This window comes from Pseudoalteromonas sp. CO342X (genome assembly GCF_004208915.1).
In the GTDB taxonomy this organism is placed as follows: Bacteria; Pseudomonadota; Gammaproteobacteria; order Enterobacterales; family Alteromonadaceae; genus Pseudoalteromonas; species Pseudoalteromonas maricaloris.
In genome coordinates this window covers 242,584-263,185 of sequence record NZ_SGPH01000035.1, presented here as the reverse complement: position 1 = coordinate 263,185, position 20,602 = coordinate 242,584, and the positions used below count along the sequence as shown (strand labels likewise).

25 protein-coding genes are annotated in these 20,602 nt (G+C 43.6%); 15 read left to right on the top strand and 10 right to left on the bottom strand.

All coding sequences use genetic code 11. The annotated features are described in order from the left end of the window. Positions 1–27 precede the first annotated feature (27 nt). From EXT47_RS16600 to EXT47_RS16570, 7 genes are read right to left on the bottom strand one after another with little or no spacing between them, the layout of a single operon-like run. Complete coding sequence (locus EXT47_RS16600) at positions 28–1,527, bottom strand: RNA polymerase factor sigma-54 (RefSeq protein ID WP_039492928.1); 1,500 nt, start codon at positions 1,525–1,527, stop codon at positions 28–30. A gap of 46 nt (positions 1,528–1,573) precedes the next feature. Further along, positions 1,574–2,299, bottom strand: a complete 726-nt coding sequence (gene lptB / locus EXT47_RS16595; RefSeq protein WP_010376664.1) for an LPS export ABC transporter ATP-binding protein — start codon at positions 2,297–2,299, stop codon at positions 1,574–1,576. Next, the gene (gene lptA / locus EXT47_RS16590; RefSeq protein ID WP_130127096.1) at positions 2,299–2,841 is read right to left on the bottom strand and encodes a lipopolysaccharide transport periplasmic protein LptA; all 543 of its coding nucleotides are present in this window, start codon (positions 2,839–2,841) and stop codon (positions 2,299–2,301) included. Before lptA ends, lptB begins: the two co-directional genes overlap by 1 nt. Continuing rightward, positions 2,831–3,385 carry an LPS export ABC transporter periplasmic protein LptC gene (gene lptC, locus EXT47_RS16585; RefSeq protein WP_017219042.1) on the bottom strand — a complete coding sequence of 185 codons (555 nt, stop codon included), beginning with the start codon at positions 3,383–3,385 and terminating at the stop codon, positions 2,831–2,833. The genes lptA and lptC overlap by 11 nt, the downstream gene beginning before the upstream one ends. Beyond that, positions 3,382–3,933: a 3-deoxy-manno-octulosonate-8-phosphatase KdsC gene (kdsC, locus tag EXT47_RS16580; RefSeq protein ID WP_045987636.1), complete on the bottom strand. Its 552-nt coding sequence runs from the start codon at positions 3,931–3,933 to the stop codon at positions 3,382–3,384. The genes lptC and kdsC overlap by 4 nt, the downstream gene beginning before the upstream one ends. Then, positions 3,933–4,904, bottom strand: coding sequence for a KpsF/GutQ family sugar-phosphate isomerase (locus EXT47_RS16575; protein ID WP_045987635.1), 972 nt, complete (start codon positions 4,902–4,904; stop codon positions 3,933–3,935). Before EXT47_RS16575 ends, kdsC begins: the two co-directional genes overlap by 1 nt. Positions 4,905–4,913: 9 nt before the next feature. After that, positions 4,914–5,873 carry a calcium/sodium antiporter gene (locus EXT47_RS16570; protein ID WP_010376669.1) on the bottom strand — a complete coding sequence of 320 codons (960 nt, stop codon included), beginning with the start codon at positions 5,871–5,873 and terminating at the stop codon, positions 4,914–4,916. Between the two features lie 174 nt (positions 5,874–6,047). Here EXT47_RS16570 and EXT47_RS16565 point away from each other — a divergent pair, with 174 nt between their 5' ends. From EXT47_RS16565 to murA, 7 genes are read left to right on the top strand one after another with little or no spacing between them, the layout of a single operon-like run. After that, positions 6,048–6,848 carry an ATP-binding cassette domain-containing protein gene (locus tag EXT47_RS16565; RefSeq protein ID WP_205991266.1) on the top strand — a complete coding sequence of 267 codons (801 nt, stop codon included), beginning with the start codon at positions 6,048–6,050 and terminating at the stop codon, positions 6,846–6,848. Between the two features lie 2 nt (positions 6,849–6,850). Next, positions 6,851–7,630: a lipid asymmetry maintenance ABC transporter permease subunit MlaE gene (gene mlaE / locus EXT47_RS16560; protein WP_010376675.1), complete on the top strand. Its 780-nt coding sequence runs from the start codon at positions 6,851–6,853 to the stop codon at positions 7,628–7,630. A 12-nt stretch (positions 7,631–7,642) separates the two neighbouring features. After that, on the top strand, positions 7,643–8,188 hold the full coding sequence (gene mlaD / locus EXT47_RS16555; RefSeq protein ID WP_010376676.1) for an outer membrane lipid asymmetry maintenance protein MlaD: 546 nt from the start codon (positions 7,643–7,645) through the stop codon (positions 8,186–8,188). 2 nt (positions 8,189–8,190) lie between these two features. Then, positions 8,191–8,877 (top strand): phospholipid-binding protein MlaC, encoded by a 687-nt coding sequence (locus tag EXT47_RS16550; RefSeq protein WP_130127095.1) that lies wholly within the window; start codon positions 8,191–8,193, stop codon positions 8,875–8,877. Continuing rightward, entirely contained in the window at positions 8,864–9,169 is a 306-nt protein-coding gene (locus EXT47_RS16545; protein ID WP_039492913.1) for a lipid asymmetry maintenance protein MlaB, read from the top strand. The genes EXT47_RS16550 and EXT47_RS16545 overlap by 14 nt, the downstream gene beginning before the upstream one ends. Before the next feature lie 5 nt (positions 9,170–9,174). Further along, the gene (locus EXT47_RS16540) at positions 9,175–9,432 is read left to right on the top strand and encodes a BolA family protein (protein WP_045987632.1); all 258 of its coding nucleotides are present in this window, start codon (positions 9,175–9,177) and stop codon (positions 9,430–9,432) included. Between the two features lie 12 nt (positions 9,433–9,444). Further along, positions 9,445–10,704 (top strand): UDP-N-acetylglucosamine 1-carboxyvinyltransferase, encoded by a 1,260-nt coding sequence (gene murA / locus EXT47_RS16535; protein WP_130127094.1) that lies wholly within the window; start codon positions 9,445–9,447, stop codon positions 10,702–10,704. Positions 10,705–10,774: 70 nt separating this feature from the next. On the opposite strand, the gene EXT47_RS16530 is transcribed toward murA, so the two are convergent. The 3 genes from EXT47_RS16530 to EXT47_RS16520 form a co-directional block, all read right to left on the bottom strand. Then, positions 10,775–11,854: a trypsin-like peptidase domain-containing protein gene (locus EXT47_RS16530; RefSeq protein WP_130127093.1), complete on the bottom strand. Its 1,080-nt coding sequence runs from the start codon at positions 11,852–11,854 to the stop codon at positions 10,775–10,777. Between the two features lie 102 nt (positions 11,855–11,956). Then, on the bottom strand, positions 11,957–13,309 hold the full coding sequence (locus tag EXT47_RS16525; protein ID WP_010376687.1) for a DegQ family serine endoprotease: 1,353 nt from the start codon (positions 13,307–13,309) through the stop codon (positions 11,957–11,959). Positions 13,310–13,424: 115 nt separating this feature from the next. After that, positions 13,425–13,880 carry a YhcB family protein gene (locus EXT47_RS16520; protein WP_010376689.1) on the bottom strand — a complete coding sequence of 152 codons (456 nt, stop codon included), beginning with the start codon at positions 13,878–13,880 and terminating at the stop codon, positions 13,425–13,427. A gap of 123 nt (positions 13,881–14,003) precedes the next feature. Here EXT47_RS16520 and zapE point away from each other — a divergent pair, with 123 nt between their 5' ends. The 8 genes from zapE to EXT47_RS16480 all read left to right on the top strand — a co-directional run bounded on the left by zapE (position 14,004) and on the right by EXT47_RS16480 (position 20,564). Beyond that, positions 14,004–15,092, top strand: coding sequence for a cell division protein ZapE (gene zapE / locus EXT47_RS16515; protein WP_130127092.1), 1,089 nt, complete (start codon positions 14,004–14,006; stop codon positions 15,090–15,092). Positions 15,093–15,446: 354 nt separating this feature from the next. Continuing rightward, complete coding sequence (rplM, locus tag EXT47_RS16510) at positions 15,447–15,875, top strand: 50S ribosomal protein L13 (RefSeq protein WP_010376694.1); 429 nt, start codon at positions 15,447–15,449, stop codon at positions 15,873–15,875. Positions 15,876–15,883: 8 nt separating this feature from the next. Beyond that, positions 15,884–16,276, top strand: coding sequence for a 30S ribosomal protein S9 (rpsI, locus tag EXT47_RS16505; RefSeq protein ID WP_161796706.1), 393 nt, complete (start codon positions 15,884–15,886; stop codon positions 16,274–16,276). 514 nt (positions 16,277–16,790) lie between these two features. Then, positions 16,791–17,381, top strand: coding sequence for a ubiquinol-cytochrome c reductase iron-sulfur subunit (gene petA, locus EXT47_RS16500; RefSeq protein WP_039492902.1), 591 nt, complete (start codon positions 16,791–16,793; stop codon positions 17,379–17,381). Further along, the gene (locus EXT47_RS16495) at positions 17,381–18,682 is read left to right on the top strand and encodes a cytochrome b N-terminal domain-containing protein (RefSeq protein WP_045987630.1); all 1,302 of its coding nucleotides are present in this window, start codon (positions 17,381–17,383) and stop codon (positions 18,680–18,682) included. The genes petA and EXT47_RS16495 overlap by 1 nt, the downstream gene beginning before the upstream one ends. Next, positions 18,679–19,416, top strand: a complete 738-nt coding sequence (locus EXT47_RS16490) for a cytochrome c1 (protein ID WP_029215832.1) — start codon at positions 18,679–18,681, stop codon at positions 19,414–19,416. Before EXT47_RS16495 ends, EXT47_RS16490 begins: the two co-directional genes overlap by 4 nt. Before the next feature lie 96 nt (positions 19,417–19,512). Then, positions 19,513–20,139: a stringent starvation protein SspA gene (gene sspA, locus EXT47_RS16485; RefSeq protein WP_017219052.1), complete on the top strand. Its 627-nt coding sequence runs from the start codon at positions 19,513–19,515 to the stop codon at positions 20,137–20,139. Then, positions 20,139–20,564, top strand: coding sequence for a ClpXP protease specificity-enhancing factor (locus EXT47_RS16480; protein WP_130127091.1), 426 nt, complete (start codon positions 20,139–20,141; stop codon positions 20,562–20,564). Before sspA ends, EXT47_RS16480 begins: the two co-directional genes overlap by 1 nt. Positions 20,565–20,602 lie beyond the last annotated feature (38 nt).

The following is a 20,602-nucleotide window of genomic DNA, read 5'->3' as shown; positions in this document are numbered from 1 at the left end:
GCATTTTTCCTTCTTGGGTTTTACGTCTTATATCAAGCTTTTACGCTGATTTGACGGTGGAATGGCTAGGGATTCACGATATTTTGCAATCGTGCGTCTCGCTACCTTAATTCCTTGCTCAGCTAAGATATCTGCAATTTTGCTGTCACTCAATGGCTTCGCGGTATTTTCTGCAGCTATCAGCTTTTTGATAAGTGCTCTAATTGCTGTAGAGGAGCACTCACCTCCATTTTCTGTACTTACATGGCTAGAGAAGAAATACTTCAGCTCAAATATTCCCCGAGGTGTATGCATGTATTTTTGTGTTGTCACACGGGAAATTGTGGACTCATGCATCTCAACCATTTCAGCAACATCATTTAGCACCATAGGGCGCATTGCTTCGGGGCCATGTTCAAAGAATGCCTGTTGTTGTTGCACAATGCAATTGGTAACTTTTAATAAAGTATCATTTCGGCTTTCTAAGCTTTTAATAAACCACTTTGCTTCTTGTAAATGTGAGCGAATAAACTGACTATCCGTACTGGATTTTGCCGTTCTAGACATCGCAGCGTAATGGTCGTTTACTCTTATTTTAGGCATAGCATCAGGATTTAGCTCTACGACCCAGCGACCTTTTACTTTTTTCACTGATACGTCAGGGATCACATATTCAGGCTCTTCATGAATAATGCTTGCCGCTGGTTTTGGGTTAAGGCTATGAATTAACGTCATGACCTCTTTGAGATCGGCTTCTTTAAGGCGCGTTTTCTTTGCCAAAGTTCGATAGTCACGGCTGGCAAGCAAGTCGATATGCTCTGTCAGGATCATTTTCGTTTCGGCAATCCATGGTGTATCTGGGGCGAATTGATTTAGCTGAATACACAAGCATTCTTGTAAACTGCGCGCTGCGATACCGACAGGATCGAAAAGCTGAATACGTTTGAGCACGGCTTCGACTTCATCCAGCTCAATAGGCTCTTCGCTACTCTCATCATTAATGCTTTCTAAAATGTCTTCGCAAGACAGTGTTAAAATGCCTGACAGGTCGACCGCTTCAATAATCGCAATCGCAATCGCTCTATCTGTTGGACTAAATGGTGTCAGCTCAAGTTGCCACATGAGATAGTCGTGGAGAGATTCAGAGGTTTCCCCTTGATAAACATTATCGTCATCGGGAAGTGGGCCTGAGCTTGCAGCGGGTGCTGCACTCATATATTCGTCCCAAGTGACATCCATGGCAAGGTCATCACTGACAGTGTCTTTGCTCATGGCGGTATCTGAGTCTATTTCATAGTCACTAACCTGCGCTTCATCGCTTGAATCTTGATTGTCGTCAGCACTGCTCTTTTCTTGGCTGTGTTGGTCAGCGTTTTCGCCGTCAGTATTATCACCTTCTTCCACTTCCAACAATGGATTGCTGTCTAATGCTTCTTGTATTTCTTGTTGCAGATCCAATGTACTAAGCTGCAGCAAGCGAATGGCTTGTTGCAGTTGTGGAGTCATTGTAAGTTGCTGCCCCATGCGCAGCTGTAATGATTGCCTCATGTATCTCTAACAATCCTTTTTAACAGTTATTAATACTACGTCTTAACTATAGCTTGAATTGTTCGCCTAGGTAGACATCTCTTACGGTTTGATCTGCCAAAACATGTTCTGGCGTGCCTGCAGCGATTAACTCACCATGTGAAACGATGTAGGCTTTTTCACATACGTCCAGTGTTTCTCTAACGTTATGATCGGTGATTAGCACACCGATACCGCGGTTTTTTAGGTGCTCTATGATTGTCTTTATATCTAACACCGAAATAGGATCAACACCAGCAAAAGGTTCATCTAACAGGATAAACTTAGGATTAGCGGCTAAAGCGCGAGCAATCTCTACGCGTCTTCTTTCGCCTCCCGACAATGCCATGCCCTGTGAGTCACGAATGTGTTGAATATTAAATTCGTCCAGTAACTCGTTTAGTTCAGCTTCTCTCTCAACTTTAGATAAGTCTTTTCGAGTTTCTAAAATCGCCATCAAATTTTGATAGACCGTGAGTTTTCTAAAGATTGAAGACTCTTGTGGTAGATAGCCAATACCAAGTCGCGCGCGGCTGTGCATTGGTAGCAAAGTGATATCTTCATCATCAATCTGAATAAAACCTTTGTCGCTTGGTACTAACCCTACAATCATGTAGAACGTAGTGGTTTTACCCGCTCCATTTGGTCCTAATAAGCCTACAATGCTGCCAGCCTGAACACTTAAACCAACATTTTTGACGACCTGACGACCTTTATAACTCTTTGCTAGACCAGTTGCTTTGAGCTCGCTCATTAATTGTTACCTTCTTCCTGCGCTTTTTTATCTTTTGCGTCTTTTTTGTCATCAACAGGAACAAGGATGGTTCTTACCCGAGAATCTTCTTGGTCTGAGCGCTCAGCACTGATCAATTGCTTTTCAATGTCATAGGTGATGACTTGCGCATTGATTTTTTGCCCAGTTTGATTGATTTCCGCATCGCCAGAAATGACTAAGGTGCCTTTCGCAACGTCGTAACGAATTTCGTTTGCTTTGGCTTCTAGCAAATTACCATCAGGTTGACGTTCACTGAAAATAGCTGGGCTGCCAGTAGCAACAAGCAGTTGCTTGTTAGTACCAAGCTCCGCGCGGCGGTGGACTTCTAGGCGATCGGCATTTATTTTTCTGTTGCCATGAATAATAACAACATTCTGTTCAAAAATACCGATGTTGCTTTGCAGTTGAGCTTGCTGACGGCCAGCATCAATAATGACTTCATTTTGTTCTGCAGCAATTGCTAAAGTAGAACTTGCAAGCAAGCCGATGAAAATTAGTTTGTTAATGATTTTACTGGTCATAATAAATTGTCTTTGTGTGGTTGATGAGTTCGATCACTTGCTTTTGTAGATCTGCATGCAGCCCTTTACCCGTGATCCTAAGACTAGGACCTGTGATAACGACAGGGTGTTCCGATTTCATCAATTTTTGCTTAATTTCAACTCTTACATTATCGGCATTGATATCGGTGATCATGGCGTTAGGCGTTAAATTCTTTGCCAGCACATTGCCTTCTAATATCAAGGTATTGTTTTCGTACAGTGTTGCTTCTAATGCACTTATTTGCCAATTCTGCTCACCGTTATATAAGGTGAAAATAGGCTTTTCAAAGTGACTAAAGCCAAGATCTTGATACAACTCCATCTTATCAGCAGTTACCTGATAGTTTAATAAGCCATTTTCACTATAGGTCGTTTGCTGAAGCGTGGTTGCAACATAATCGGGCTTAGCTAACGGTTCATCTTCTTTTGCTGAGTCCGCCTCTGATGGATTAAACATGGGCGACCACATCCATACCATTAGAGAAGCGAAAACAATGAGTAAGATGACACGTAATACGGTCATGTACTTGATCCTTTGGAAGTCAATAAGTGATTTTGGCTGAGCATTAGAAGATCAGTCAGTTCTCTCACGGCACCAAAACCACCAGGCATCAAGGTCGTGTAATGGGCGATATGTTTAACAAGAGGGTGTGCATCATTGACGGCAACGGCAAAACCGACTTGCTCCATTACGGGTAGATCTGGGCCATCATCACCAATATATGCAATTTCGTCATCACTAAGGCTGAGCTTAGTCTTCAGTTCATCATATGCCACTAACTTGTTTTCTTGGCCTTGGTAAATATAAGTTACATTTAAACTAGTCATGCGTTGCTGAACTATTTGTGAATGCCTACCTGTGATAACGGCGACTTCGATACCACTATCAATCAAGGCCTTAATACCAAACCCATCTTTGGTATTAAATGCTTTCAGTTCTTCTCCATTATTACCAAGGTATATACGTCCATCTGAGAATACGCCATCAATATCGCAAATCAATAATTTGATTTGTTTTGCTTTTTCCCAAGCTTCAGGTGAAATCGTCTGATATAAATCTTCAAATTGCATTACAGCACCCCCGCTCTAAGTAAATCTTGCGTATTCAAGGCGCCAACCGGTATGTTGTTTTCGTTTACCACAATCAAGCCATTAATTCGTTTGGTTTCCATGATATTGAGTACCTCAGCTGCGAGCATATCGGCGCGTGCAGTCGTACTTTTAGCCGTCATTACTTGCGTGATTGGGGTGGTGTGAATATCGACCTTTTGTTCGATAATACGGCGCAAGTCACCATCGGTAAAAATACCCTGTAATTGCGAGCTTTCATCTACGATTGCCGTCATACCTAAACTTTTAGCGGACATTTCAAATAAAGCTTCTTTAACTGTGCAATGACTATTGACCATAGGGATTGCATCTCCTTGATGCATGACATCAGCAACGGTTAGTAGTAGACGTCTTCCCAAACTACCACCAGGGTGGGAAAGTGCAAAATCATCTGCCGTAAAACCTCTGGCTTCAAGTAGCGCAACTGCGAGTGCATCACCCATCACTAGCGTAGCTGTGGTGCTGGCCGTGGGTGCAAGTCCTAATGGGCAGGCTTCTTTCGATACTCTAACACAAAGGTGAACTGTCGCATTACGAGCCATTGTAGAGCTCGGGTTGCCCGTCATAGAGATTACCGGGGCACCTAAACGCTTAATCACAGGTAGGATAGAGATCACCTCTTGGGTTTCCCCTGAGTTGGAGATCATCAAAACCACATCATCTTTGGTGATCATACCTAAGTCGCCGTGACTTGCTTCACCTGGATGAACAAAAAATGCGGGGCTGCCAGTACTTGCGAGTGTCGCTGCAATTTTATTACCGATGTGGCCTGATTTACCCATGCCAATCACGATGATCCGGCCTTGGCAGCCAAACATAATTTCACAGGCTTTTACAAATTGTTGATCAACAAACTGTTGCACTTCTTCTATTGCTGCAAGTTCGGTAGCAAAAACTTGATTTGCAGAATCAATAAATGGGTTCGTTGTCACAAGGCTTCCTTAAATGATGTAGTAAATATAACCGACGAAGCTTGCGACAAGTATGCCACCTTCCAAGCGGTTGATGCGGCGCTGGCCTGTTAAGCTGAGGCTCATTAGGATAAGCAGCAGTGTCGCGCCAAGCATAATAAAGATATCACGTGACGCAATATTGGCGTCGAGGACAGATGGGTTGATAATCCCAGCAATAGATAGCACTGCCAATATATTAAAGATGTTCGAGCCAATAATATTGCCAAGCGCTAGATCGTCTTCTTTTTTAAGTACGCCAGCAACACATGCCGCAAGCTCGGGTAAACTAGTACCAACGGCGATAATGGTTAATCCTATTAGCAGGTCACTCATGCCAAAATATTTGGCGATGTCAACCGCAGCGCCAACGAGATAGTCCGCGCTAATAGGCAGTAAAATCATACCCACGATTAACCAGAAAACGGCTTTTTGAGTTGGAATATTATTTGGCACTTCTTCACAGGCTTCACTGACAAATGGGTCATCATTATCTCCACCACCACGCTTGGTGATAATGATAAGTGCAAGAAGAAAAGCGGCGAAACCGACTAATAACAAAACACCTTCTACGAAACTAAAGTGGTTATCACTAACGATATACCAAGCAGCCAATGAAACGATGACTAACAGCGGCATTTCGCGGCGCAAAATACCAGAGCCTACGGAGAGTGGCCTTAATAACGCAGTGAGACCCAAAACGAGTAAGATATTAGCGATGTTAGAACCTATGGCATTGCCTACGGCGGTGTCTGTTTTATCTGCAAGAGCGGCTTGCGCAGCAACCATCATTTCTGGTGCTGAAGAACCCATGGCCACGATAGTTAAACCAACAATTAATGTTGGCACACCAAAGTTTCGTGCAAGAGCGGCCGCACCAAAAACAAAGCGGTCAGCACTCCAAACCAGTGCAATAAAGCCAAGAATGAGAATAACAAACGATAAAACCATGAACCTCTAGCCAATAGGATTAAAATTTCGATAGATACTACCAAAAGCGCTCTGGAAAGTATAAGCAAACCGTTACATTTCACTACTTACAAAATTTTACCAAAACGATTTTCCATCTTGTTTGAAAAAAAAGTATCATACTTGGATGAATATAGTCTGGATCTGGAGAGCGACTTGTCGCAGTCAATTGTAGAAATCAAGGATGTAACCTTCTCTCGGGGTGAAAGGATCATCTACAAAAACATGAGCTTTTCTGTACCAAAGGGCAAAATTACCGCAATAATGGGACCGAGTGGCATTGGTAAAACCACCATGCTGCGTTTAATCGGTGGTCAGCTTAAGCCTGATAGCGGTGATATTCTTTTTGCTGGAAACAGTATCCCTAACATGTCACGAGCAGCTTTGTATCAAGCTCGAACGCGCATGAGTATGTTATTTCAGAGCGGTGCTTTGTTTACCGATATGAGCGTGTTTGACAATGTGGCATTTCCTCTACGCGAGCATACCGAGTTATCTGAAGAACTAATCCGTTTAGTGGTGCTAATGAAGCTTCAAGCGGTTGGTCTTCGTGGTGCAAAAGATTTAATGCCGGCAGAGCTCTCTGGCGGTATGGCAAGACGCGCAGCTTTAGCACGTTCTATCGCGCTTGATCCTGAATTAATTATGTACGATGAACCGTTTGCAGGTCAGGATCCGATCTCCATGGGGGTTCTAGTTCGCTTGATTAAGTCCCTTAATGAAGTATTGGGATTATCGTCGCTGATAGTCACTCATGACGTTACTGAAGTACTGAGCATTGCCGACCACGTCGTTATTATTGCTGAGCAAGGTGTGATTGGTACAGGAACCCCTGAGCAGATGCTTGAACATGAATCGCCATTAGTGCAGCAGTTCTTACAGGGCCTTGCGGATGGGCCGGTGCCATTCCACTTTAGAGCGCCTGATTATCAGCAAGCGCTGTTGCAAGGAGAGTGAGTATGGTCGACTTTTTACAAAAACTAGGCCACAAAACCCTCAGCCGTTTTGCTGCACTTGGCCGTGCCACAACAATGCTTTTTGGTGCGCTATGTAGCTTACCTAATTTCCGAAAAGGCACGCCGCTGTTGATAAAGCAACTTTACATGGTTGGTCATCAATCATTGTTGATTATCATGGTGTCTGGTTTATTTATCGGCATGGTATTGGCATTACAAGGCTATACCGTGTTAGTTGGGTATGGCGCTGAAGATAGCCTTGGACCTTTGGTTGCTTTGAGTTTACTTAGAGAGCTGGGCCCTGTGGTAACTGCACTCTTATTTGCAGGACGTGCAGGCAGTGCGTTAACTGCCGAAATCGGTTTGATGAAGGCTACGGAACAATTATCTAGTTTAGAAATGATGGCGATAGACCCGCTTAAACGCGTGGTTGCTCCTCGTTTCTGGGCCGGTTTTATTAGTATGCCGTTACTCGCATTGATATTCTCTGCGATCGCTATTTTAGGCGCACACTTGGTGGGGGTTGATTGGTTAGGCGTAGATTCAGGTAGCTTCTGGTCAATTATGCAATCGCAAGTGTCGTTTCAACAAGACATCTTAAATGGTCTTATTAAGAGTTTCGTATTTGCACTATTAGTAACTTGGATCGCGCTATACAAAGGCTATGACTGTATTCCCACTTCTGAAGGAATAAGTAAAGCGACGACAGAGACGGTAGTACATTCTTCACTGGCTGTACTTGGCTTTGACTTTGTATTAACAGCGGTTATGTTCTCAAGTTAAAAGGTTTTAAAAATGAATACACGGAAAATAGAAATTTTAGTTGGGTTGTTCGTGGCATTGGGCATTGCTGCATTTGTTATGTTGGCGCTAAAGGTAGCTAATTCAGGCTTAAGCGGCAATGGTGAAACTTACACTTTGCATGCTAAGTTCGAAAATATAGGCTCGTTGAAAACCCGCGCCCCAATTAAGGTGGGTGGGGTTGTGATTGGTCGTGTTGATGGAATTCACATCCATCCACAAGAGTTCGTGCCGGTAGTTTCAATGAGTTTAGATAAAAACTACGAGTGTCAGTTTTCCGATACGTCGTCGGTTTCGATTTTGACTTCGGGCATTTTGGGAGAGCAATACTTAGGTATTTCTCCCGTTATTGCTGCTGAATCTGCGAAGCAAAAATGTCTTGGTCAGGAGGTAACGAGTGAAGATAGCGTTGATCTTGAGTCTCTTTTTGGTGTGGAAACAAAAGCGCTAAAAGACGGTGACATGATCACAGATACAAAATCGGCACTGGTATTAGAAGAGCTAATTGGTCAGTTCCTATTTAATCAAGGGAGCGAGTAAATATGTTAAAAAACATCTATGCAAAATGTCTGACTTTGCTTGTAGCATTGATGGCTACCGCATTGGTTCAGGCGAAAGAAGTGGACTCAAGTGATCCTTATAAAATGGTTGAGCAAGTTGCGGCGCAAACTTTTCAGCGTGTTACGAAAGAGCAAAACATCATTGAAGAAGACAAAGAACACTTACGCGTTATCGTAGAAGAAGAGCTCTTGCCTTACATTGATTACAAATATGCTGCGTATCGTGTATTAGGTTCTTATATTCAAAAGGTTCGCAACATCGAAAGTAAAGAGGAGAAAGCTGCTGCTGTCGAGCATATTAGAGAGTTTATTGAGGTATTCAAAAATTACTTGGTAGCGACTTATGCTGGTGTATTTACTCAATATAAAGACCAAAAGGTAGAGTTTGGTGAGCATCGCCCATTTGAAAATGAAGGTGTGGTGGTTGTTAAGACCAAAATTGTAGAGCCTGGTAAGCCTGATATCAAAATTGATTTCAAAGTTAGACGCGGTCAAGACGGTGACTGGCGTGCTTTTGACATGATGGCGGAAGGCATTAGTTTACTCGATGCCAAACAATCGGAGCTACATGGTATTTTACGCCAGCAGGGTATTGAGCATGTGATCCAACTGTTAGATAAGAAGAGCAAGCTTCCGGTGCAATTTAGAGGAGATGATGGTGACGCCTAGTATTTCATTCACCGAAAGTAAAGGTGAAATCGTGTTAACTGGTGAACTTACGAGAGCGAGTTTACCAAGCGCACTGAAACAGTCGACCATCGTTCAAGTGTTGAAAAATGCACAATCAACCGTCTATTTTAACCTTTCTGAGGTGACAAGGGTTGACACCGCGGGCTTAGCTTGGTTAATTCACTCTTTAGGTCAATTGAAACAGCGCGACATTCGTCTCGAGCTGAAAAATACGCCTGAGCAACTGCAAAATTTAATGGAGTTGGGGCAGGTGACAACCCTATTTGAGTGAGTCTAATGGAAACAAATCAAGTCGAAACTTTATTGAGAGATGTACTATCGCTTGACGAGATCATCGTTAAAGCTAATGGTAGTCACTACGAAGTCATTGCTGTTGGAACGTGTTTTGACGGATTAAGAAGGCTGAAAAGAGAACAGCTAATCTACGGCCCACTGATGGATACTATTAAAGACGGCACCATCCATGCTGTTAGTATTCGTGCATTCACACCTGATGAATGGCAAAAAGAGCGCAAATTTATTCTTCCACAATAACGGAGTGCCGCAATGGATCAGTTTGTTATCCAAGGTGGCACCACTTTAGCCGGTGAAGTCACTATTTCAGGGGCTAAAAACGCAGCCCTACCTATTTTATTCGCCGCTCTGCTTGGCGATGGTAAAAGTCGTTTTTCTAATGTACCGCACTTACGCGATATAGGTACCACTGAAGCCTTATTAAAAACACTGGGCGCTGAAGTTGAGTGGGACGGCGATATCTTAGAAATCAACGGAGCAACGGTAAATAGCGTGCTTGCACCTTATGAACTCGTTAAGCAAATGCGTGCGTCGGTACTGGCGTTAGGCCCATTAGTCGCAAGATTCGGTCAAGCGCAAGTATCCTTACCGGGAGGCTGTGCGATTGGTGCTCGTCCAGTCGATCTGCATATTTCAGGCCTTGAGAAAATGGGTGCCAAGATCAAAGTTGAAAATGGTTATATCCATGCGGTAACCGAAGGTCGTCTTCGTGGCGCTGAGATCTTTATGGAAACCGTCAGCGTTGGTGCTACTGAAAACTTACTGATGGCTGCAACCCTCGCCGATGGTAAAACTGTGATAGATAATGCTGCGCGAGAGCCAGAGATTATTAACTTAGCTGAATGCTTAGTTGCGATGGGTGCTAAGATCTGCGGTGCAGGTTCGAGCCGAATTGAGATAGAAGGCGTTGAGCGTCTTAATGGTTGTGAGCATAAAATCCTTCCTGATCGCATCGAAACAGGGACCTTTTTGGTTGCTGCGGCAATGGCAAAAGGCGAAGTGCTGTGTAAAAACACGGATTATCATAGCCTTGAACCTGTGCTTGAAAAGCTACGCGCCGCCAATGCGATTGTGGAGGTAAGTGAAGACAGTATTTACGTGGATATGCGTCAACGCGCTTTGAAAGCCGTTAATATCAAAACTATGCCACATCCTGGTTTTCCAACAGACATGCAAGCTCAGTTTACCGCATTAAATGTGGTGGCTGAAGGGAGCGCGACAATCACAGAAACTATCTTTGAAAACCGTTTTATGCACGTACCAGAGCTACAGCGTATGGGCGCGAATATTCGTTTAGAAGGCAACACTGCAATCTGTGGTGAGACTGAGTCGTTATCTGGTGCGCAGGTAATGGCAACCGATTTACGCGCTTCAGCGAGTCTTATCCTAACGGGTATTGTGGCAACAGGCGAAACCATAGTCGATCGCATCTATCACGTTGATAGGGGCTATCAGAAGATAGAAGATAAGCTAAGTCGTTTAGGTGCAAATATAAAACGCCGTAAAACCTGAGCTCAATTAAGCAAATTGGTATAAAAACGAAAAAGCGTCCCTTTGGACGCTTTTTGCTTAACCTTTTTGCCTAATATAACCCTGTTTCGAGTTCAGCGACTTCCACCGTAATGGTGAGGCGCTGACCACCTCTGAGTACTTCAAACTCGAGTTTAGTACCCGGCGCGGTATTGCCAATCGTCTTCAGTGTCCTTTGCGGATTAGTCACAGGTTCTCCACCTACTTTAACCACAATATCATGCTCTTTCATGCCAGCTTGCCATGCGGGACCTAGCGGGTCTAATTCGCTCACAGCAAGGCCGACAATTGGTGTGTAGAGATCCGTTACGCTTTTACCTGTATTGTCAACTGGCGTGCCTCTAAAGCCGAGATAGCCCCGGATCACTCTGCCATCCATAATGAGTTTATGCATGACGTCCATTGCAAGATCATAAGGGATCGCAAAAGAGATACCTTGGATATCAATATTCAAACGCGTGCGAAATTGTGCAGAGGTAATGCCAACTAGTGCGCCATTAGAATTGACAACGGCACCACCTGAATTACCAACATTAATCGCGGCATCCATTTGCAGCAAATTATTGAACTGGCTTTCTGTGAGAGTCTGTTTGCCAGTTGCACTGATAATGCCTTGCGTAATGGTTTGTCCAATGTTCAATGGGTTACCAATTGCGAGCACCACATCCCCAACACGTGGTGAGTAGTCATGATCGATAGGAATGACAGGCAAATTCTCAGCTGGAATTTTTAATAAAGCTAAGTCCGTAATCGTGTCAAAGCCTATCAGTTGCGTATCGCTATACTGGCGGCCATCAGGAAGAAGCACAATGATTTGGTCGGCATTGTTCACCACATGATAGTTTGTCAGTATGTAGCCATCTCGGCTCATGATTACGCCAGAGCCAAGTTCTCTAACCGTGCTTTGGCGCTGATATCTTGGCTGACTGCTAAAGCCCTCGGAAAAAATCGTTACGACCGCTGGAGCCGTTTTTTCTACAGCATCAGCAAAACTCATATGATGGGCCTGAATATGTGGGGCCTCAAGTTTTGGCAAGTTATCCCTCAGCTCAGGATTAAACCAAATGATGATAAAAGCGATCCCAAGTCCGGCAAGCAGCGGTGGAAAAATGAATTTAATTAATTTGAACACAAGAGCTTATATTTATCGTTATCTAATACTGCTAATAATGACACAAAAAAAAACACAGCGACAAGTTTCGCTGTGTTTCATTTTTAATATTTGTCTATTTCGTTACTGAATGAGGTAGAAAACCGTCTCGCGATCGCGTTTAATCCCAAGTACGATATTACCTTTAATACCATTAATTAGTTTAGACATATCTTTAACACTAGTGACACGTTGACGATTCACTTGCATGATCACATCGCCTTCTTCAAGGCCAACACGTGCAGCTGGTGAGCGAGGTTCTACTGAGGTAATGACGACACCTTCATTGCCATTGCGCTCGCCACTCTCTAGTACCGCGCCTCGTAGGTTTGGATGTACATCCTCTGCATTCGCTTGTTCTTCTTGCTTACCACCAAGCTCTACGTCGATAAACTTGGTTTTGCCATCACGGTAGACACCAAGTCGTACTTCACGACCTTCACCCATCGTAGCCACTTTACCGTGGAGTTCATTAAAGCTTTCAATGTCGTCGCCGTTGAGGCTGACAATGACATCATTGGCTTTCAGACCCGCTTTGTCCGCTGCTGAATCTTCCACTACGCGCATGACATAAGCACCGCGCTTAACATCAAAGCCTTGTGCTTTAGCAAGACCAGCATCTAAGGTACGACCCAATATGCCCAGTGAACCGCGACGAACTTCTCCGTACTCAACAATTTGATCCACTAGGTTTTTCATCATGTTTGATGGAATAGCAAAGCCGATCCCGACATTACCGCCAGACGCGCCTAAAATAGCAGTGTTGATACCAATGAGTTCGCCGTTTAAGTTAACTAGCGCACCACCTGAGTTACCTTGGTTGATTGCCGCATCTGTTTGGATAAAGTCTTCATAGCCTTCGATATTTAAGCCGCTACGGCCTAGTGCACTGATTATTCCTGAGGTGACTGTATGACTTAATCCAAATGGGTTACCAATAGCAACGGAAAAATCACCCACTCTCAACTTGTCTGAATTAGCGAGTTTGATTTCTGTTAGGTCTTCGCCGTCGATTTGTAGCAATGCGATATCGGATTCGGCGTCGCTACCGATTAATTTGGCCTCAAACTCTCTGCCATCCTTTAAAGTGACCAGCATTTCGTCTGCATCATCAATAACGTGATTATTTGTAACGACATAGCCTTTATCTGCATCGATGATGACACCTGAGCCGAGGCCACTAAAAGGGCGCTTTTGGCTACGAGGCTGCGGTTGTCCAAAGAAAAAGTCGAAAGGGTCGACACGGCGACGCACTTCTTTAGCGCCTTTTACTTGGATACTAACAACGCCCGGAGCGACCTTTTCGAGCATAGGTGCTAGCGTTGGTAGTTGTTGGCCGTCTACGGCAACAGGAAGTTTGGCCATGCTTTGCTGCGGTAACAGCAATAAGCTAGAAGAAAGTAAAGCGGCCGATAACAAAGATAGTTTAAATTTCATAGTCGTGAAGTACTCCGCTATTAGCGTTAATATAAGTCATAAGGGGCTGATAATTAGCCCCTTATGAGTAATCAATAACTTCTTTTAAAGACTATGGGGTCAACAAAAAGTTTCATCAAGAGGCTTTAATTTGCTCACTTTCTTTTTTTTGACCAGAAAATAACCCAGTTTCACCTTCGGCATAGTCACTCGGTGGAGCCTCAAAACTTGGGTCTTGCTTACGTCTTCTCTCTGGGCGTGCTTGAAGAGAAGCTTGTAGTTGTTCTGTGGTTTCTTTCGAGAAAAAAGGATCCGCAGGATGAGATGGACGATCCTGTGTCAGTAGTTGATTGGTTTCTTCTACATGGGTAAGCAGTTGCTGATAGCTATCCTGCATTTTATTTACTAGTTTTTTGGTGCTAGCTAGGTGATCTGATACGTCTTGACGATATTGCTCAAGGTCGTGTTTAGCTTGTTGTGCTTGCACTTCCAGTTCGTCATGTTTGAACTGCTTTTTCGTTACAAAGCCACCTAAAAAGAATGCAGCAATGGCAACAATGATCAGTAATCCAAGCCAAGTAACGGTAGTCATAGGTTTCTCCCTGTGTGCCTAAACGGCAAATAAAATTAAAACTCAGTTAGAGTTAAATATACGCTGTGAATACAGTCGTGTTAATATAACCTACAAACAAATCGTAAAAAAATATTTAAGTCGATGACGCCTTGGGAAAAATATCAGCAAGATCTACAACGTGATGATTTTCAATATGACAGCGCGCAAGAAAATGCCGTAAAGCATTTACAGCGACTGTATGACGACCTTATCAATCAGCCCCCGGTTAAACAAAACTTTTTCTCGCGTTTGTTTGGTAAAGCTGAGCCGCCAAAAGTGAAAGGGTTGTACTTTTGGGGTGGAGTAGGGCGTGGTAAAACTTATTTAGTTGATACTTTCTACGATGCGTTGCCGACGGAGCGTAAAATGCGAGTGCATTTTCACCGCTTTATGCATCGTGTTCACGCAGAGCTGAAAAAGCTTAATGAAGTGAAAAATCCTCTAGAAAGCATCGCTGATACCTTCAAATCTGAAACTGACATTATCTGCTTCGATGAATTTTTCGTGCAAGACATCACTGATGCCATGTTACTGGGTGGATTAATGCAGGCGCTGTTTGCGCGCGGTATCGTGTTAGTGGCCACATCGAATATTGTGCCTGATGATTTGTATAAAAATGGCTTGCAGCGTGCGCGATTCTTACCAGCCATTGAGTTGGTAAAAGCCAATACTGAGGTAGTCAATGTGGACTCGGGTATTGACTATCGCTTGCGCACGTTGGAGCAAGCGGAAATTTTTCACAGCCCACTTGATAAACAAGCGGATGAAAACTTATTCGACTACTTTAACAAACTCTCTCCGGAGCCAGGTAAAGCCGGACAGGCGATTGAGATTGAAGGTCGGATGATCCACACTCGGATGGTGTCTGATTGTATTGTTATGTTTGATTTCCCTGCGCTATGTGAAACCGCTCGTTCGCAAGTGGATTACATGGAGATCAGTCGCTTATATAACACCGTGATTCTATCTAATGTGAAGCAAATGGGTCAGCAAAACGATGATGCAGCAAGGCGTTTTATTGCGCTCGTCGATGAGTTTTATGAGCGTAATGTAACGCTTATTATCTCGGCTGCAGTGCCTATTACTGAACTTTATACTGAAGGTACATTGAATTTTGAGTTCAAACGCTGCATTAGCCGCTTGCAAGAAATGCAATCCCATGAGTATTTAGCAAGAGAGCATTTAGCCTAACGGCAATTACTTTTTTGTTAAGAGGACTTGTTCAGTGTGGGTGTTTGTAAATATCCTATTTGAACGAGTCCTTGTCACGCACACGTCGTCATTTCGTTGGATTTTTTGCCTTTTCTATTTTTTTCGAAATTCTTCCGATTTTCTTGTAGAAAAAAGCACCAAGCGCTGGTTTTCACCCAGAAGGCTTGCTATAATCCGCGGCCTGCCACGTTGCGTTCTATTGCCCTCGTCGGCTTAGCCACTGACTTGAGCGGCATAAAAGTCTTAAACTCGAAGGGGTTAAAGCAAATACAAGTAGAGCGGTAGTCCAAGGACTGCCTGTGGTTTTAAAATTGAAAACTTTGGATTTTTATAATGAAAACGTTTGTTGCTAAACCAGAAACTGTAAAACGTGACTGGTACGTAGTTGACGCTGAAGGTAAAACTTTAGGTCGCATCGCTACTGAAATCGCTCGTCGCCTTCGCGGTAAGCACAAAGCTGAGTATACTCCACACGTTGACACTGGTGACTACATCATCGTAATCAACGCTGAGAAAGTTACTGTAACTGGTAACAAAACTCAGGACAAAATGTATTATGCTCACTCTGGTTACCCAGGTGGCCTTAAGTCTATCAACTTTGAGAAACTTCAAGCTAAAAAGCCTGAAATGATCATCGAGAAAGCGGTTAAAGGCATGTTACCTCGCGGTCCTCTAGGTCGTGAAATGTTCCGTAAACTTAAAGTTTACGCTGGTAACGAGCACAACCACGCTGCACAGCAGCCTCAGGTTCTAGACATTTAAGGAGCACTATCATGGCAAATCAATACTACGGTACAGGTCGTCGTAAAAGTTCAAGTGCTCGCGTATTCCTACGCCCAGGCACTGGCAACATCGTAATCAATAAGCGCTCTTTAGAAGAGTTCTTCGGTCGTGAAACTTCTCGCATGGTTGTTCGTCAGCCTTTAGAGCTAGTTGAAATGACAGAAAAGTTTGACCTATACATCACTGTTGCAGGTGGTGGTACAACTGGTCAAGCGGGTGCTATCCGTCACGGTATCACACGTGCACTAATGGAGTTTGACGAGTCTCTACGTCCAGCTCTACGTAAAGCTGGCTTTGTTACTCGCGATGCTCGTAAAGTTGAGCGTAAGAAAGTTGGTCTTAAGAAAGCACGTAAGAAGACACAGTTCTCTAAGCGTTAATTTATTACGTTTCAAGAATTCAAAAACCCAGCTTATGCTGGGTTTTTTGTTTTTAGCATCTCCTATGCACATCCATCTCTCGAGTTAACGAGGCATCTCGTTCGTTTTATCCTGCTTATTTGCTCAAAAATATCGCGTCGAGTTAAAAAAGTTCAATAAATATAATAATTAGTGCAAATCGAGCGGTAACTTGGCGGTTTTTTTTGCTACAATTGGCGAAGCAAGTAGAAAGACCTGAGATCCAGTCACGCGATTTGGTGCGTATCCTTAGTCGGGGGGTTGATCTTAGTCAGTATATTGTTGTGTCAGATGCGATATCATAAATACTCGGTTTCATGCTCGAAGTAATCATAGATGATTTTCTGCGGGTTTATTCGGGCATGGATCTGGAATAACCTTGTTTTAATCAAGGTATTTATTTATGATCGCGTCTATTTTGTAATTTCTTAAATTAACCTGCTGTAACTGATGTTCTCAATATAGCAAGTGTTGGGAATCAAGTGGAGATAAGTGGATGAGCAATGCGCCTGTAGACAACAGCCGACGTCGCTTTTTAACTATCGCTACCTCTGTTGTAGGTGGCGTTGGTGCGGTTGGAGCTGCTGTTCCTTTTATTGCGTCCTGGAATCCAAGTGAGCGAGCTAAATCTGCAGGTGCGCCTGTAGAAGTAGATATCAGCAAGCTTGAGTCTGGACAACTTATTCGTGTTGAGTGGCGAGGCAAACCAGTTTGGATTGTTAATCGTACACCAAAAATGCTAGAACAAATGAAGCAACACGAAGACAAACTTCGTGATCCTAACTCTGAAGAGCCACAGCAGTTGGCATCAGCGCAGAACGGTTACCGTTCTAAGCGACCTGAGCTTTTCGTCGCGGTTGGGATTTGTACTCACTTAGGGTGTTCACCATCTTTCCTTAACGGAAGCTTTGGTGAAAAAGTAGAAGGCACTGATAGTGGTTTCTTCTGTCCTTGTCACGGTTCGAAGTTTGATATGGCGGGGCGCGTATTCCAAAACGTACCTGCACCACTAAACTTAGAGATCCCTCCGTATACCTTTATTGACGACACTACCATTTTGGTAGGTGAAGAAGAAGGGGTTGCATAATGTCTGTTAATGTAGATAAAGCAGCAAATACGGGCGTTGTGGGTAAAGTTGTTGATTGGATTGATGCTCGTATTCCGATGACTCGCGTCTGGAATATGCACATTGCTCAATACCCAGCGCCAAAAAACTTTAACTTCTGGTATTTGTTTGGTTCACTCGCCATTCTAGTACTGGTAAACCAGATTGTAACGGGTATCTGGCTAACCATGAACTTTGTGCCTTCTGCTGAAGGTGCATTTGCATCAGTAGAATACATCATGCGTGATGTTGAATATGGTTGGTTATTGCGATACCTACACTCTACCGGCGCATCCGCATTCTTTATCGTGGTCTATCTTCACATGTTCCGCGGTATGATCTACGGTTCTTATCAAAAGCCACGTGAATTACTGTGGTTGTTCGGTATGTTTATCTTCCTAGCACTAATGGCTGAAGCTTTCATGGGCTACTTATTACCATGGGGTCAGATGTCTTTCTGGGGTGCTCAGGTAATCATTTCATTATTCGGTGCAATCCCTGTAATTGGTGATGACTTAACGCTTTGGATCCGTGGTGACTACGTTATTTCTGGTGCGACGCTTAACCGCTTCTTTGCACTACACGTTATTGCACTACCATTAGTACTGGTTATCTTAGTATTCCTTCATATTGTTGCACTGCACGAAGTAGGCTCAAACAACCCTGACGGTGTTGAGATCAAGCGCAAGAAAGGCTCTGTAGCTGAGGAAGACAAACCTAAGTTTAAATTCCATGAATACTACACTGATAAAAAAGACATTGTGGATGCAATTCCATTCCACCCTTACTACACAGTAAAAGATGTCTTAGGTGTTGCTGGCTTCTTAATTTTCTTCTGTGCCATTGTGTTCTTTGCACCGGAAATGAATGGTTTCTTCCTTGAAGCACCAAACTTTGAAGCGGCAAACCCGCTTAAAACACCAGAGCACATTTTCCCAGTTTGGTACTTTACGCCATTCTATGCGATCCTTCGTGCTATCCCTGATAAGTTGATTGGTGTAATTGCAATGGGCGCTTCAATCGTAGCATTGGCACTACTGCCTTGGATTGACCGTGGTTCGGTTCGTTCAATTCGCTACCGTTGTGGTTTCCATAAGTTGAACATTGCTCAGTTTGTTGTCACATTCGTTATCCTTGGCTGGATTGGTGCAACACCGCAAACTGACTTTAAAACGCTATTGTCGCAAATCACGACAGTAACTTATTTTATGTTCTTCGTGTTGCTATTCTTCTACAGTAAAAACGAGAAGACGAAGCCACTACCAACGAGGTTGACGAAATGATGAAAAAGCTAGTAATCGGTTTATTCGCATTGTTGCCAACGTTATCGATGGCAGCGGGCCCATCAGTGCCTTTGATGGAAGCAAACAATGACTTAACTGATAAAGCATCTCTACAGCGTGGCGCTAAGTTATTTATGAACTACTGCCTTGGCTGTCACCAAATGCAATATCAGCGTTATGAGCGTACTTTCCGTGACATCGGTATTCCAACTGAAATTGGTCAAGAAACGCTTATTTTCGATGGTTCAAAAGTAGGTAGTCATATTAAAAACTCTATGGCTAAAGATGATGCAGCAAAATGGTTTGGTGCTGCGCCACCTGACTTAACACTTATCTCTCGTGTTAAGTCTCCGGACTACATCTATACTTACTTGAAGTCATTCTATAAAGATGAGTCTCGCCCATTTGGTGTGAACAACGTTGTTTTCCCATTGGTCGGTATGCCTCACGTACTACAAGAGTTACAAGGCTTGCCAACACCGATCACTGAAGAAGTGGAAGAACATGGTCACACAGTGACTAAAGTTGTCGGCACTGAAACAGATGGTACCGGTGAGATGAGTGTTGATGAATATGACCAAGCAGCACGTGACCTTACAAACTTCTTAGCTTATGTAGGTGAGCCTTCTCGCCTAGAATCAGAAGCTATTGGTATTAAGGTTATTGGTTTCTTAGTTATCTTCTTCATCCTGGCATTCTTCTTGAAGAAAGAATACTGGAGAGATGTTCATTAATTTGAATATTCAAAGGTAATTTTTGCAATAGGGGCGTTCGCCCCTTTTGCTGTTTAAAGTGATTTAATTACTTTTAGTTTTTTAATGGAGGTAGGCATGGCCGTTGCTGCCAATAAGCGCCCTGTAATGACACTTTTTTCTGGGTCAAACTGTATGTACAGTCACCAGGTACGTATTGTACTTGCTGAGAAAGGTGTAAGTGTTGATATTCATCAGGCTGAAAAGGACAACTTACCAGAAGCTCTACACGAGATTAACCCGTATGGCACTGTTCCTACGCTAATCGATCGTGAGCTTGGCTTGTACCAAGCGAATATCATTATGGAGTATCTAGACGAGCGCTTCCCGCATCCTCCTCTGATGCCTGTGTATCCAGTAATGCGTGGTCGTAGTCGTTTAATGATGCATCGCATTGAAACTGACTGGTACTCGCTTGCTGAAAAGATCACTGCGGGTGGTGATGAAGCGGCTCAAGCTCGTAAAGAGTTAACTGAAGCGCTGCTAGCTGTAGCACCTATCTTCAATGAAGCACCTTACTTCATGAGTGAAGAGTTCAGCCTAGTTGATTGTTATTTAGCTCCACTACTTTGGCGTTTACCACAGCTTGGTATTGAGCTGAATGGCGCTGGTAGCAAAGAGCTAAAAGAATATATGCTGCGTTTATTTGAGCGTGACTCATTCCAAGCATCGCTAACGGATGCAGAGCGTGAGATCAGATCGTAATGACGTCTAATCGTCCTTACTTACTACGCGCATTTTACGAGTGGATTGTCGATAACGAATGTACGCCCCATTTAGTGGTGAACGCAGACTTTCCCTCGGTACAGGTTCCAACACAATTTGTGCAGGAAGGGCAAATTGTGTTGAACGTAAGCCCGTCTGCTGTGACGAACTTCTCAATGGACAATCAAGCGCTGAGCTTTAACGCCCGGTTTGGTGGCCAACCAATGCAGGTATACGTGCCTAATGGTGCAGTATTGGCTATTTATGCAAGAGAAAATGGTGAAGGCACGGTATTTACACCTGAAGAAGAAATCTTTGAAGATGAAGAGCTTGATTTGGTAGAAGAGACGGAAGTCTCACAATCGCCAGAGACTAAGCCAGAACCTGAAAAGAAAAAAGGTTCTCACCTTCGAGTGATAAAATAAAAAAACCTGCGGATGCAGGTTTTTTTATGGCTATACGT